This is a genomic window from Sphingobium chungangianum (assembly GCF_977014255.1).
Window position 1 is genome coordinate 326031 of the sequence record NZ_CDRNIV010000006.1, and the last position, 14307, is coordinate 340337.

General features: G+C 63.3%; 13 protein-coding genes. 3 read left to right on the forward strand and 10 right to left on the reverse strand.

Annotation, left to right across the window (positions count from 1 at the left end; all coding sequences use genetic code 11):
- The 4 genes from ACWNC0_RS08465 to ACWNC0_RS08480 all read right to left on the reverse strand — a co-directional run bounded on the left by ACWNC0_RS08465 (position 1) and on the right by ACWNC0_RS08480 (position 4724).
- Entirely contained in the window at positions 1 to 1410 is a 1410-nt protein-coding gene (locus tag ACWNC0_RS08465) for a pectate lyase (RefSeq protein WP_449470915.1), read from the reverse strand.
- A complete protein-coding gene (locus ACWNC0_RS08470; protein ID WP_449470916.1) occupies positions 1404 to 2552 on the reverse strand; it encodes a glycosyltransferase family 4 protein in 1149 nt (382 codons plus the stop codon). The genes ACWNC0_RS08465 and ACWNC0_RS08470 overlap by 7 nt, the downstream gene beginning before the upstream one ends.
- A 115-nt stretch (positions 2553 to 2667) precedes the next feature.
- Positions 2668 to 3855, reverse strand: a complete 1188-nt coding sequence (locus ACWNC0_RS08475) for a glycosyltransferase (protein WP_449470917.1) — start codon at positions 3853 to 3855, stop codon at positions 2668 to 2670.
- Positions 3856 to 3878: 23 nt separating this feature from the next.
- Positions 3879 to 4724, reverse strand: a complete 846-nt coding sequence (locus ACWNC0_RS08480) for a hypothetical protein (RefSeq protein WP_449470918.1) — start codon at positions 4722 to 4724, stop codon at positions 3879 to 3881.
- A gap of 186 nt (positions 4725 to 4910) precedes the next feature.
- Between ACWNC0_RS08480 and ACWNC0_RS08485 the strand changes: the two genes are divergently transcribed.
- The 3 genes from ACWNC0_RS08485 (at position 4911) to ACWNC0_RS08495 (ending at position 9101) form a co-directional block, all read left to right on the forward strand.
- Entirely contained in the window at positions 4911 to 6083 is a 1173-nt protein-coding gene (locus tag ACWNC0_RS08485; RefSeq protein WP_449470920.1) for a glycosyltransferase family 4 protein, read from the forward strand.
- Positions 6084 to 6364: 281 nt separating this feature from the next.
- The gene (locus ACWNC0_RS08490) at positions 6365 to 7558 is read left to right on the forward strand and encodes a calcium-binding protein (protein WP_449470922.1); all 1194 of its coding nucleotides are present in this window, start codon (positions 6365 to 6367) and stop codon (positions 7556 to 7558) included.
- A gap of 202 nt (positions 7559 to 7760) precedes the next feature.
- Positions 7761 to 9101, forward strand: a complete 1341-nt coding sequence (locus tag ACWNC0_RS08495) for a lipopolysaccharide biosynthesis protein (RefSeq protein ID WP_449470924.1) — start codon at positions 7761 to 7763, stop codon at positions 9099 to 9101.
- A gap of 9 nt (positions 9102 to 9110) precedes the next feature.
- On the opposite strand, the gene ACWNC0_RS08500 is transcribed toward ACWNC0_RS08495, so the two are convergent.
- The 6 genes from ACWNC0_RS08500 to ACWNC0_RS08525 are packed head-to-tail and all read right to left on the reverse strand — an operon-like array spanning position 9111 to position 14235.
- A complete protein-coding gene (locus tag ACWNC0_RS08500; RefSeq protein ID WP_449470926.1) occupies positions 9111 to 9794 on the reverse strand; it encodes an HAD family hydrolase in 684 nt (227 codons plus the stop codon).
- On the reverse strand, positions 9775 to 10773 hold the full coding sequence (locus ACWNC0_RS08505; RefSeq protein ID WP_449470928.1) for an ATP-grasp domain-containing protein: 999 nt from the start codon (positions 10771 to 10773) through the stop codon (positions 9775 to 9777). Before ACWNC0_RS08505 ends, ACWNC0_RS08500 begins: the two co-directional genes overlap by 20 nt.
- Before the next feature lie 43 nt (positions 10774 to 10816).
- Positions 10817 to 11500 (reverse strand): PIG-L deacetylase family protein, encoded by a 684-nt coding sequence (locus tag ACWNC0_RS08510; RefSeq protein ID WP_449470929.1) that lies wholly within the window; start codon positions 11498 to 11500, stop codon positions 10817 to 10819.
- The gene (locus ACWNC0_RS08515; RefSeq protein WP_449470931.1) at positions 11497 to 12420 is read right to left on the reverse strand and encodes a methionyl-tRNA formyltransferase; all 924 of its coding nucleotides are present in this window, start codon (positions 12418 to 12420) and stop codon (positions 11497 to 11499) included. The genes ACWNC0_RS08510 and ACWNC0_RS08515 overlap by 4 nt, the downstream gene beginning before the upstream one ends.
- Positions 12392 to 12994, reverse strand: coding sequence for a sugar transferase (locus ACWNC0_RS08520; protein WP_449470932.1), 603 nt, complete (start codon positions 12992 to 12994; stop codon positions 12392 to 12394). Before ACWNC0_RS08520 ends, ACWNC0_RS08515 begins: the two co-directional genes overlap by 29 nt.
- Positions 12994 to 14235, reverse strand: coding sequence for a glycosyltransferase family 4 protein (locus ACWNC0_RS08525; protein WP_449470934.1), 1242 nt, complete (start codon positions 14233 to 14235; stop codon positions 12994 to 12996). The genes ACWNC0_RS08520 and ACWNC0_RS08525 overlap by 1 nt, the downstream gene beginning before the upstream one ends.
- Between the last annotated feature and the right edge of the window lie 72 nt (positions 14236 to 14307).

A 14307-nucleotide genomic window follows, 5' to 3' on the forward strand; every position in this document is an offset into this window, starting at 1 on the left:
TCAGCGTATCTGCCGCCCGGCCATGACTTCGCGATGGGCAAAATCCAGGAATTCGTCCAGATTCAGCCAATTGTCATGGTCGGCATCCTGCCAGGCATCATTGCGCCGGGCGTTCATGCCATTGGCCCGCTCCCAGCTGTCGGCCATCCCGTCCTCATCCAGATCGACATAGGGCGTTCCGGACGCAATCCGGGGTAGCGGGCGTGGTCCGTTTCGCATTCTTGCGTTACGCAGGATATTCCCTGTCCGGTTGCGAACATCGCTGACGGTACGTAGGTCGAGCGCATCTCGCGGAAATGCTCCAGCGCCGTCCAGTACCTGGATATAGGCCTTTTCGGGTGAGGCGACCTTCATGCTGAGGGGGCAGACGGGCCGCCCCACACGCGCAGCGGCTGCGGCGCGGGTCGTCATGACCTTGACCTGATCCAGCCTGTTGGCGGCCATGAATATTTCCGATTGGCCCGTGCTGGCGCCCACATCACGATCTATTGCAGCAATCTTGTCCGTGCCGTCTGGACCGTTTTTGTAATAGTTGCCGACGATGTTGACGGGCGTTCCGCCATAGATTTCCTGCACGCGGGTGAATTGCGACCTGGCGTTATAAAGAATATTGTTGACGATCTCCACGCATGACTTGGGCGTGAAATTCACGTCCGGACTTCTGCTTCCATTATGAGCGCACAGGTTGCGGATGAAGCTGACCTTCTGCGGCTCCCGCGGGTCGAAAGCGAGCATCGCGCATTTGCTCCGCCGGGAAATGCCCTCTGTAAAGATGGAGTTGGACATTGTGATATTGTCGTTCACGCCAAAGCCGCCGATGATCTGACCTAATGCCCAGGCACCGCTGACATGATCGAAGATGATGTTGTGGCTGTTCTCAAAAAGAAATGATCCGTTGCTGGCGGCAGCATTCCCGTTGAGATCGGTTCGTACGCGGATATGGCGAATGATCACGTCATGCGTATTTTTGGCAACGATCGGGGTGTTGCCGCTTTCGCCTCCCGCATGGGTGATCAATATTCCGCCCCCAGGCGCGGTTTGACCGGCGACGGTGATATAGGGATGGCGGATCACGGGCCGATCCGTCGTGAAACGGATCACGCCAGCGACGCGGAAGATGCACACGCGCGGCTTTTTGGCCTCTATGCATGCGCGCAGGGAACCGGAGCCGTGGTCCGCCAGCGTGGTGACCGGCATGATCACGCCGCCACGTCCGCCACGGGTCCGTCGGCCAAAGCCTTCGGCTCCGGGGAATGCTTCGGCGCCGGGTACTTCGGGCAATACTGAAGTTCCGTCGGAATTGCCGGTGCCCGTCAATTGCCGCACGATATCGGAAGGCGTGACAAACGGAGCCACCAGTAGCGCGGCGATCCCGACACCCAGGGCGGCCACCGCATTCGAACTCACCATCGCCTCCGGTTCCGGCGCGGCCCCGTCCCGAGGAGCGACTGATAGATTGCGGACACTTGCGACGCATGCTGCTCCACGCCGTAACGGCGGTTCGCCAGGATCTGCGCCTGCGCGGCGATCGCCGTCAGGCGATCGGGACAATCGAGCAGCTCGACGATGGCCCGCCCCATGGTGGCGGGATCATCGGGTTCGACCAGCATGCCCGTCACGCCATGGTCGATCGCTTCGATATTACCGCCCGATGCGGCAGCAATTACGGGCGTGCCGAGCAGCATGGCTTCGATCAGGGACCGGCCAAAGGGCTCGTTGACGGCCGTCACCACATGAATGTCGCAGCCCGCCATCAACGCGGCGGAGGGATAGCGAAAGCCCATGAGGCGCAGGCGATCGCTTACGCCCAGCGCTTTGGCTTTTTCGTTGATCTGTTCCTCTATCCCGTCCGTCAGCGGCAATCCGAACATCAACCCCATCACCGGAAGATCGGGCCGCTTCCGGACAATATGTGCCAGCGTTTCCACGAACATCAGCGGCCTTTTGCGGTCGATGAAATGGCCGAAAAAACCAAGAAGGCGGGTGGCAGGATCTACCCCCAGCTCCGATGTCAGCGCCAGATGCGCCTGCGCCCGATCAATCGGCGCCGCGTCGGCATCGAAGGGGCTGTAGATGACGGAAGTCTTGCGCGCCGCGCGCTTTCGACGGCGCACCTCGGACAAGGCATAGGCGGATACGCCGACGATGCGATCCGCCGCGAAGGGGGCGACGAAGCGGACGCCTCGGGCATCATGACTGCCCCTATGGTGCCACAGCATCTTGGCCCCCGCCAGACGCGCGGGCAGTGCCCAGGACATATGCATCGGCCCATCATTGGTATGGACGATCCGGACGTCGTTCAGCCTCAGAAAACGGGTCATGCGCCACTGATCGATCAAGGCGCTCACCGTCTCCGCCTTGCCTCCCGCTTTGGGAACGCCAGGCGATTCGCCGAAGAATCGGGTATCGGGCAGAGTGTCGAACTCCAGCCCCTCGGATCGCAGGAAATCGCCGAACTGCCCCGATCCATAATGCAGGACGATGAGGGGCGAGAAGCGGCTCCGATCCAGCTGATGGATGAGCTTGGTCGCGGAAATATGGCTGCCTCCCATGGCGCCCCCGGCAAAGGGGAAGCAGATGCGCGCCGGGGCAGCGCTTCCAGCTTCGCGGTCCAGTGTCGCGGCGGTTCCGGACAGAGGGGGGAGGCGGGCAAGACCTGCAACATGTTCACATCACCTGTGCGCGGCGTGGCGAGGCGGGGGCTCCCCGTTCCTGAAAGGAGGAACCAGATACATCCCGGTAAAGCTGGTGGTAGCGCGCCGCGATCTGGCCCATCGAAAACTGCTCCTGCACGCGCGTGCGGGCGATCTCACCCCATTGGTGGCGCCCATCGGAACCCAGCCGGTCCATCGCCATGATCGCCTCGGCAAGCGCCGCCGGGTCGCGTGGCGGAACGACCATCCCGCTTTTGCCGACGATCCAGCCGCTGTCCCCGACATCGGTCGCGATGCAGGGCACGCCGCACGCCATCGCCTCGCCCAGTATATTGGGAAAGCCTTCACCCCAGGCCGAAGGCAGTGCGACTATGTCGAGGCCGGGCAGCAATGTCTCAAGATTCCGGTCATGGCTCCGCAGGGTCAGGCGATCGGCGGGCATGGACGCCAGCAGACGCGCAAGCGGACCGCTGGGTCCGTCCATGCCTTGACCCGTCAGCAGCAGGTGCACATCCGTGCCACGCTCGCGCGCACGTAGCACCGCTTCGACCAGATTGGCCGCATCCTTCATCGGATGATTGCGCGCCGCCATCCCGACGATCAGCGCGCCCGGTGCAATCCCCAGATCGCGAACAAGCGCATCGCGAGCCTCTTCGCGCGGGCGGAAGAGTTCGCAATCGAACCCATTGGGGATGACCGCCATATCTTCTGCGTGAAAACCCAGCCGCTGATGCTGCGCCGCCGCCGCATGGGAGTTATAGATGATCGTGCGCGGCCAGGATGAACATGCGGCGGCTAGCCGCACGATGACCCGCATCAGGGGCTTTTCCTGCGACAGTTCATCGATGCTGTGGCGCACATTCCAGATCACCGGCACAGTGTCCGCGCTCGCCAGTGTCGCCAGCCGGGTGGCGAGATGGGCGTGATACATCCACGCCATGATGACCGCTGGCCTTTCCTGCCGAATGACGGCGCGAAGGCGGGCAAGCCCCGGCAGCAGGTCGATGGCCCTCCTCATGCCGCAATGATGAAGCGGCACGCCGCTCGCGCGGATGCGGTCTCCAGCGACACCCGGTGGCATCAACGACACGACCGACGGCTGCATCGCGCCGCCCTGCCTGTGTTCATGATCCACCAGCTTGGCGAGCATGGTTTCCGCGCCCCCGACATTCAAAGCGGTTATGACGTGGAGAATCTTCATGGGGGCTCCTGAAGCCGTGCCGCTCACATTGTGGTCAGCAACTTTTCTATTTCCGATCCGGCACCGATCCGTTCCACCACCTCCAGGGCACCACTGTCGCTCATGGCGAACAGCGTCCCATGATGGTCCCCGGACATCCGCGTGCGCACGATGAACAGCAGCGATCCTGGGCCTTTGAGATAGGAACGAAGATTATCCAACGCCTTCCGAAGTTCAGACTCGGCGAAGTAATTTTCGTTGAGGACGTTGGCGGCCCGCACCAGATCGAAACGGCGGCCGAAACCGTCACGCGGGGTCAGCACATCATCCTCGACAATCGTCATGAGGCCATGGTTGCGGACGCGCGGGCTGACAAGTTCGACCTTCCTGACGCCCGCACCCTGGCGCAGCCTGCGTGCCGCCAGACCGCCGACGATGCGGGACAGGATCGGCCGCACCAGCCACATGCCGGTCAGATAATCCAGACGGCGCCGCCATGGCTGTATCGACCGGCCGAACAGGTCGACCTGCAACAGCTGACCTTCGGGGTTCAGCAGCGCCGCGCACCTTTTGCCCAGCGGGACGATCCACGCATGGATGGCGTAATCGGTGCCGGTGATGCGCGGCCGGTATCCCTCGCGTGCAAAGGCGTCGCACAGGTCCAGCGTGGTCGTCCCCGACGATACGCCGACGTCCAGTACTTCCCGCACATCCAGCCCGCGTGCCTTGACCGCTTCCACCAGACGGCCGTCAAGCGCGCCGAACCGCCCGCCCCAAGTGCATTTGAACGTGTTGTTCGGGTTCTTGATGGAACTGAAGAAGGCGTCTTCCACCTGTTGCGGAAGGGCTTCTGCCGGGTGCGAGAAAAATTCTGTTGCTGCTACTATCATAGCCGTTGAGCCTACAATGTGTGGCGGCGGCATGAAGTGGGCGCTTGGCTATGACGCAGGCCAATAGGGATTAGCCCAAATGCGAGCGGCCTGCGGTTCTGGCTAAGCCGCTTGGCCGCCGCGACCAACTGGCGATAATCCGCATGTCCCATGGATTTGACGCGGCCAAGGCTTCACTGTGCGCGGATGACAATGCCGATCCGGACGGATGCCTCAGGCGGAGGCAAGCCGCACATCGCCTTCATTCTGCCCGGCCTGCGTGCTGGAGGATCGGAACATATCGTCAGCCTGCTGTGCAATCATTTCAGCCGGTCGGGCTGGACGGTCAGTCTGTTCGCCTTCGAAGAGCCCGGAGCGCGCCCCTATTATGCGCATGATCCGGCGGTCAGCATCACGCAGCTGGGCTTTCCCGTCGGGCGCTTGCCGGTGCTGCGATCCGCCCTCGCGGTTTTCAATCGCATCGGCGCGCTCCGCAAGGCACTGGCAAGCACGCGCCCGGACCTGATCATCAGTTTCCTGACGCGCACCAACGTCGTCACCGTTCTTGCCGCAAAGCCGCTCGGCATCCCGGTGATCGTGTCGGAACGCAACAATCCTGCGCAGCAACGACCCGGCGCCTTCTGGTCGGCTCTACGCCGCTACACCTATGCCCGCGCGCATGGGCTGGTGACGATGACGCAAGGCGCGATGCAATATTTCCCCAAGGTCATGCGTCCCCGCCAGTGGGTCATTCCCAATCCCACCTATGCTCCGATCACGCTTGATAAGGCGCGCCCCTGCGGCAGGCAGGTCGTCGCCGTCGGGCGGCTGGTGCCGCAAAAGGGGTTCGACCTGCTGCTGGATGCCTTCGCCCGCGCGGCCCCCCTCATCCCCGACTGGTCGCTCACCATCTGGGGGGAGGGGCCGGAGCGCGCGAAGCTCGAAGCGCAGCGGGACGCGCTTGGCCTGCAAGACCGGGTGTTGATGCCGGGCGTCACGCAGGATCATGGTGGCTGGCTGCGTGAAGCCGACATCTTCGTCCTCTCCTCCCGCTTTGAAGGGTGGGGGATCGTCGTGGGCGAAGCGATGGCGGCGGGCGTCCCCGTGATTTCCTTTGATTGCCGCTTCGGCCCCGGCGAAATGATCGCCGACGGGATCAGCGGCCTGCTGGTTCCGGATGGCGACGTGTCCGCTCTTGGCGCGGCCATCGCCGCCTTGTGCGCCGACCCCGATCAGCGCCGCCGCCTGTCCGAAGGGGCGCGGGCCGCCTCTCAGCGTTTCACCGTCGACCGCGTCCTTGTCCAATGGGAGCGCGCAGCGATGGAGGCGATCGCCCCGCGCCAATCCGGGGCAAGCTCAACCAGGCCTGTCGCTATCTGAACGGCGCAGCCTGTTTTTGCCACTTTTAGACGACGCTGATTATTTATCGGCGCGCGCGCCCTGAGGCGTGCGAACTGGAGTCTTGTCCGGGGAAGTCACTGCGCTAAAACGCATAATGTCGCAAGCGCGGCTCCAGATGGGCTTTCGCGTGCTCCCGGACTCGCCGGAATCCGCGCCCGCCCGGCGGTTTCAATCAACCTATCATTTATATTAGCGTGGGACAGTTACGTCGGCCCCGCGCCATTTTCATGCGCGTAGGGCCTCCACTGGGAGCGAGTGAAATGGCGAAGTTTTACGGGACTGTCGGAAACGACGTCATCAAGGGAACATCCTTAATCGACTATATATTCGGTGGCGCAGGCAATGATCAGCTGTGGGGCGGGTTAGGCGACGATTATATTGAGGGGAATGATGGCAACGACGTGCTTCATGGGGAAGCGGGCGTCGACTTCCTCAAGGGCGGTTCGGGCGATGATCAGCTTTGGGGAGAGGACGGCAATGACTCGCTCGACGGCGGTCTCGGTAACGACCGTATCTATGGCGGCCTGGGCAACAACATCGTCGTCGGCGGGGATGGCAACGATCGCATCGAAACGCTGGACGGGCACGACCAGATATTGGGGGATGCCGGGAATGACACCATCCTTGCAGGCGGGGGGCGCGACTATATCGATGGAGGCGCGGGAGATGACATCATCTACGCTGGCGCTGGCGATGACGGGTTCCTGAACGAAATCAATCCGGCCACTGGCAAGCTGACGACACAGGCTGTGGCGGGCGGGGCTGGCAACGACTGGATCTATGGTGAAGACGGCAACGACAAGCTGAAGGGGCAGTCCGGCGACGACCATGTTTATGGTGGCAATGGCAATGACCGGGTCGATGGCGGCGACGGCAACAACTATCTGTCGGGCGGCAGCGGCGACGATATTCTGGATTCCGAAATCGGCGTCGATCAGCTTTACGGTGGCGATGGCCGGGACAACATGGAAGCAGGCGGCGGCAACGACTTCCTCGACGGCGGCAAGGACGCGGATTCCCTGAATGGCGAGGCTGGAAACGACATTCTGTTCGGCGGCGATGGCGACGACCTGCTCTTGGGCGGCGACGGTGCCGACGAGCTGCACGGCGATGCCGGGATCGACAAGCTCGCCGGCGATCTGGGCGCCGACAGGCTATGGGGTGGCGCGGGCGCCGACTGGTTCGTGTTCAAGGGCGCGGGCGCGCTGGATGGCGGCGACCGGATAGAGGATTTCCAGGACGGCGCCGACCGCATCGTGCTGGAAAAGCTTGGCGTCACCAAATATGCCGCGGGCGGGGCGCCGGGTACGGTGTTCGCGCATGATGGAGCCTCGGGCAACGTCTTGCTGGATGTCGTGACCTCTTCCGGGGTGAAGTTCAGCATCGACATTGCCGATCCCCTCGGGACGTTGACCGCCCATAATTTCACGGCTGCGGATTTTATCTTCGCCTGATCGCCTTGCCGACTGCCGGAACGGGGCACCGCTTGCCTGCGGGTGAGCGTGCGGCCCCGTTTCGCAATTCTTCCCCCGCACCGGCTATTCGGAGTTAAGACGACAGAGAAGCTGCGTCTTTCCTGCTTCGGTCCCATCATAAGTCTCGAAAAACAGGACTGAAGGTGGCGTGCCGATGAATGCGGTGGGATTTCGATTGAAGATGACCTTTTCCGCGATTCGGTTGCGCGATGCGCTGGCTCATCGGCGTGCGCGGGCCGTCTTCCATCTTCTGTCCGGCACCGCCGCGACACTGGCGCTGACGCTTCTGTCCATTGCACTGGTCGCGCGGCTTTTGGGTCCGGCTGCTTATGGCATCTTCGCCATGATCCTGACGCTCGGCCAAGCGTGTGAGCGTCTGCTCAGCTTTCAATCGTGGCAACCGCTGATCCGCAGCGGGGCAACCATCGATCCTCACACAGACCCGGTTTCTTATTTCGCGCTGCTCAAATTCGGCTGGCTGCTCGATATCGGCGGCAGCATCGCGGCCTGGGCGATAGCGAGCGTGCTGACGATCGCCGGACATTATCTGTTCGGCTTCTCCTTCCAACACGTGGGCTACACACTGCTGTTCGCCACCTCGCTGCTGTTCAACTTCAACGGTGTCTCAACCGCCATATTCAGGCTTGCGGGCCAATATCGGACGGTGGCGCAGATTCAGGTCGCGAACGCGTTCGTCCGCCTCCTTTGCGTGGCAGTTGCTTATCTGGCGGGCGCGGGCATGCTCCAGATCATCCTCATATGGACGATCACCCAGATTTTGGGCTCGATTGCCAATTTCGTTTTTGCCATGCGCTTTTTGCCCCAGCCTGGATTTCGTCAACTGCTAAGAGCAAGGGCGAAAGGGATCACCGGCCGTTTTCCCGACATCTGGCGCTTCGCGCTCGGGTCGAACCTTTCGCTCACCCTTTGGTCGAGCGTGCAGGTCGTGGACACGCTGATCGTCGGATGGCTCGCCGATCCGGCAAGCGCGGGCCTGTTCCATATCGCCAAACGCATCAGTCGCATACTTCTCCAGGTCGGCGCGCAGGTGCAGGCCGTGGTCTATCCCGATCTCAGCCGGTTGGTGGCGGCGGGCAAGCGCCACGCCTTCGTTCGCGTGCTCGTTCAAACCGAATTGCTGCTGGGGGCCTTTGGCGTCTTCTGCTTCGTTGCCATGCTGTTGGTGGGCGGGCCTTTGATGCGCCTTGCGGTCGGGCCGCATTTTGCCGGAGCCGTTCCCTTGCTCACCGTGCAGATCCTCGCGGTCACTTTCGCGATCAGCGGGTCCGCCAGCCGCGCCGGGCTGCTCGCCCTGGGCGACCAGCGCGCACTTCTCCGCACGGTCATGGCATGCACGCTCGCCTTCTATTGCGCCGTGTTTTCGTTGGTTCCGTCGGTCGGAGCGATGGGCGCGAACATCGCCCATCTGCTGTTCGGCGTAATCTGGCTGGGCAGCCTGACGCTGTGCCTGCGCCGGGCGATCAATGTCGCCCCTTGGACGGTGGAAGAAACTCGGAAATAGAGGCGCTCGTCAAAGCTCTTCCAGCGTCTCGATGATCCGATCGGCCTTCACGCCCTCATGCATGCCGAACTTGTGGATACGGTCGGGCCGGGCAATCTGCACCGTCCGCCACCCGCGTGACCGGGGCGCGGTGAAATCCTTCGACGGGTTGTCCGCGACATAGGTCAGCGATCCGCCCGACCGGCCGAAAATCCGCTCGACATGCTCGAACGCGCGCGGGTTAGGCTTCCAGCACTCGCGCCCCCATTTGTCGGTGCATATGCCAAGGTGGATGCCACGCCCATATAGGCCCAGCGCCCTGATCTTGCGCCTCTGCGCGTCGAGGAAGCCATCGGTGATCACCGCAAAGCCCGTCCTGCCATCACGCCCCGCAAGGAACCGCTTCGCGTCGGGCGCAAGGCAGATGTCGGGCCGGTGCTGCCGGTAAGTAGCCAACATCCGCGCGATCAGAGGGGGCGACGGCGCGAGGCCCATCTCCTGCAAGCTGTCGTCGAATATCTGGCTGCGACGCCCCGCGTCGAACCGCGCGCGCATCACCTCGCCCAGCCCGTCGATGCCCAGCGCGTTGCTCGCCCATTGCCCCACGGCCCTTAGCCCGCTCAGCACATAGTCGCGCTCCAGATAGAGCGTGTCGTCCAGATCGAAGACGATGACGCGCTCGAACCGGGTGCTTTCAGACGAAAACGGCATCATCGAAACGCAGCATCAGGACATTGTCCTGCCAGCCATCATGCGCCGTACGCGGCAGTCCCAGCCGTTCTTCCAGCATCCACTGCGCAAACCGCGCCCCCGCCCGATGCGCCAATGGATAGCCCCCGCCGAAACGGGCGTTGATCTCGAAAATGGAAGCGTTCCCGTCCCCATCCACCCGAAGCTGAAAGCACATCGCCCCGCGCGCGCCATCAAGGGCGGAGCCCAACCGCCAGGCTAAGTCCTGGATGACGGCATCCCGCACAGTGACGCCTTTCTCAACCTCCCCCGACCGTACCCGCAGCCGTTCATGGGGAACCGCGCATTGCAGCTGTCCTGCGCCATCGAAATAGAGGCTGATCGTAAATTCCCGCCCCGCCAGAAACTGCTGGAGAATATAGGGTTCACTCTTGTCGAGCGCCGCCACCTCCTCGCGATCATAGACCATGCCGATGCCCCGGCTGGAGCTGCCATGTCGCGGCTTGGCCAGCAGCGGGAGCGGCAGATCGGCCGATCCCTCCAGATAATCCTCCACCGATATGGTAGCGGGGGAGGGGAGACCCGCACCCGTCAGGAACCGCGCCGTGGCCAGCTTGTCCCGCGCCATCTCGACCAGTGGCGCGTCAGAAACCGCCACATGACAGTTGATCGCGGCGAACTGCTCGCGCGCACTGGCATAGGCGATAAGCTCGGTATCGATCGTCGGCACGATCAGTTGGAACTGCTCGCGCCTGCAAATATCCAGCATCGCCGGAATGAACGCGTCGCTCTCCGCAGGCGGCGCGGTGAAGCTGCCGTCTGCTTCGATACAGGCCGGACTCCAGTCCGGCTTCAGGTCGCACGCGAACATGGCAAGGTCGATGCCCAGCGCCTCCGCCGCTTCGCGAAAGCTCCGCATCAGGCCCACCCGCCGCCCGGCGGAACTCAGCATCATGCGCAGCGACCGGCCGCTGCGTTCGGGTCCCTCCCAATCCGTGCCCAAGGTTGCCGATGCTCCTCCAGTCCGAGTCGCGGGTGCGTCCATGTCAGGCTACCTCTCTTATCAGCACAAAGGCTTCCGCCGCCCGCCGGCTGACGCAACTGCCCCGCACCTGCGCCAGCGCGCGCAGGGTTTCGAAGGATCGTTCATTGGGAAAAGGACGAACCTGCGATTCAAAACAGCCAAAGGCCTCGATCTTCTGATCCAGATGCTCGCTGATGTCGATGAAGACGTGCGGCTGAAACGGAGGCGTCAGATATGGCGCCGCCCAATTGGTTTCCGACACGGTCTCATAAGCCAGAATGCGCTTTGGATAATGCGCCCCGACGGGCCGCGCCGCCACCATCGCGGCTTCGAATATCAGGCCATGGTCGAAATGCAGGTCGCCGGGGAAGGGCAGGAACAATGTGTCGGCACGGCTCTCCGCCACCACAGCGGCGATGCCCTCATTCAACTCCGCGCGGGGCAGGCAATCCAGCGCCGCCGCCTCAAATTCCAGGAAATGCGTCCGCGCGACGCCCAGCACCTCATGCGCCTGGCGCGCTTCGGCCTGCACCCGTTCCACCTGCGCCGCAGTGAAGCGCGGGGGCTTTCCCTGCGTCGCGATGACGACCTCGACATGGCGCCCTATGGCAGCGAGGCGAGCAATCGTTCCCCCGCAGCCCAGAACTTCATCGTCGGGATGGGGCGCGATCACCAGTGCGCGCTCTATGCTGTCGATCATGGTCATGCCGCTGCCTTGGCCCGCCCCAATATGGCGTGGTTGGGCAGGGGCGCCTCCCGCGCCGTTTGCCACCGCAACACATGCAATCCCTGATCGTCGCCGCAGCGCACGACGAAGCCTTCCGCCATACGCTCGACAATCTGCCCCGGCGTCGCGGCGGCATGATGGCGCAATGGCACCAGCGAAGCCTCTTCGATGACGATCTTCTCGCCCGCATAGCTCGTCCAGGCGCCGGGATAGGGATGACCGCAGGCCCTGACGCAGCGCCAGATCGCCGATCCCGGCGCCGACCAGTCGATCAGCGCATCTTCCGGCCGCCTGCGCGCGGCATAGGTGGCGCACCGCTCATCCTGTATCGTGAGCGTCGGCGATCCGCCCGCAATATCCTCCAGCACGCCCGGCAGCATCGCTTCCAGCGCTGCCATATGCTTGGCGTAGAGCGTCGCCGCCGTCTCGTCCGGCGTCAGATGGAAATAGCGCTGGCCAAGCAGCGGCCCGCTATCCACCCCCGCATCGATCAGGAACAGCGAGGAAGCGGAAATGGGCTCATCCAGCAAGATGGTCCATGGAATGACAGCGCGGCCCCGCAGGCGTGGCAGTGGCGCGGGATGATAGCCCACGACTTCCCGCCTTGCGGTAGCGCGGAATGCTTCCCCGCAAATCTGCGACCAGCCGATGACGAAGATATAATCGGGCGCCACATCGCGGATCGCCTGCAACGCGGCATCGGAATTGATATTGGCGGTCCGCACCATCCGCGCCCCGGCTTTTTCGGCCTCGCCCGAAAGATCGACGAAATCGGAATGACGATGGGCAAGATCCGGCGGCAGGGTGAATACCGCCGCCAGATCCCATTGGCGGGATGCGCCAAGGGCCGTCACCGCGACCCGCGTGCTTTCAACCGCGCCAACGACTATGGCCTTCATGCGCCCTCCTGATCGATGACTGGTTGGACCGTTCGCCGCGCACGGCCACGCTGATCGTCCGGGCAAGGATGGTAAGGTCGAGCCACAAGGAGCGGTTCGCAATGTACCAGAGGTCCAGCGCGATCTTGTCCCGCTCACCCAGCAGCGTGTTGCCGTTGACCTGTGCCCATCCGGTGAGGCCGGGCCTGACCGCGCACCGCTGCCGTCCCCGCTCGCCAGCTTCCTCTATGGTCGCGGGCAGCAAGGGGCGGGGGCCAATCAGGCTCATGGTCCCGGTCAGGATATTCCAAAGCTGGGGCAGTTCATCCAACCGCGAGCGCCGCAGGAACCCGCCGATCCGTATCGTCCGCATCGCATCGGGCAGCAACCGACCATCCCGGTCGCGGGCGTCGGTCATCGTCCGAAACTTGATGACGGGAAAGCGCCGCCCGCCCTTCGTCACGCGAACCTGCCGGTACAGCACGGGCGCCCCATCGGTCAGCCTTATGGCACCGGCGATCACCGCCATGACCGGCAGCGCCAAAGGCAAAGCGGTGGCCGCGAACAGCATGTCGATCAGCCGCCTCATGCCCATCAGGATTCTCCGGCAAGGATCGGCGCGTTGACCCTCTTCCGCTCGGCCCGCCCGGCCACGGGGCCGTTCATCTCCATGGTGGAAAGCAGCAGCGCATTCACCATCTCGACCGAATAATTTTCTTCAACCGTCTTGCGCGCCGCCATGCCCAATTGCGCGGGCAGGCTCGGCCGCTCGCATATCCGCACCATCGCGTCGGCCAGCGCGTTGGTATCGCGCGGCGCGACGATGAAACCGTTCACCCCCTGCCTGATAGGCTCGCGGCAACCTGGCATGTCGGTGGTGATCACGCCTCGGCCCGCCGCCATCGCTTCCAATATCGTGCGCGGCAGCCCCTCCCTATACCAGCTTGGCAGAACGAAGATGCTGGCCTGCCCCAGATAGGGGCGAACATCGCGCGTCTCGCCCAGATATTCGATAATGCCTTCGTCCTGCCATTGGGCGATCGCCTCACGCGAAACGGCCGCCGGATTTTCATCGAGAGGCCCAAGTAGTTGCAGGCGCACATCGGGAAAGCGCGCCCGTACGATCCGGGCCGCCTCGACATATTCGATCAGCCCCTTGTTCCGCAGCAGCCGCGCAATCATCAGGAATACGGGCGGTCCTTCCGGCAAAGCCGCCCGCGCATAATGGGAAAGGTCCACGCCCGACCCCGGCACCTGAATGACCCGGCTGTCGGGGCGCAAAATATGATGGCGCAGCATCTCGCCACGGTCGTCGCTATTGAACACGAACACTGCCTTGGCGGTGCGCAGCGCCTGCCGGTACAGGATGGATACTATGGCCCGCACATAGGGCAGTAGTCGCGATTCACCGTCGCTGAACACATGACCAAGCCCGCTCACCATTGCGTAGAAGCGGATGGACGGGAAAAACCGGCTGGCGATGCCGCCATAGATGATCGGCTTCTGCGTATAGGCCATTACCGCGTCCGGCCGATGTTTCCGGAAGCAACCGATCAGCCAGCTCAGCGTGCCCATGTCGGCAAAGGGGTTCATCCCCGCCCGCGCCATGGGGATGGGCAGGTAGGTCGCGCCCATCGCCGCCAGCTTTGCCTCGATTTCGGGATCGCGGCCGGGCGCGCAGACAATGACCTCATGCCCGTTGCCGATCATTGCCGCGATCAGCCGCCCGCGAAAATTGATCACCGAATAGGCGAGGCTGGCGATGACGATGATCTTCATGCGGTCCCGTGACTGCTCCCGGATCGCCGCGCTATTGGGTGCGGCAAGGGCAAGCATAGGACAAAGCAGCCGAAAAACGCCGCACCATTCCGCACCTATACTTGAGGCCAGCCGCCCATCCTTTCGGAT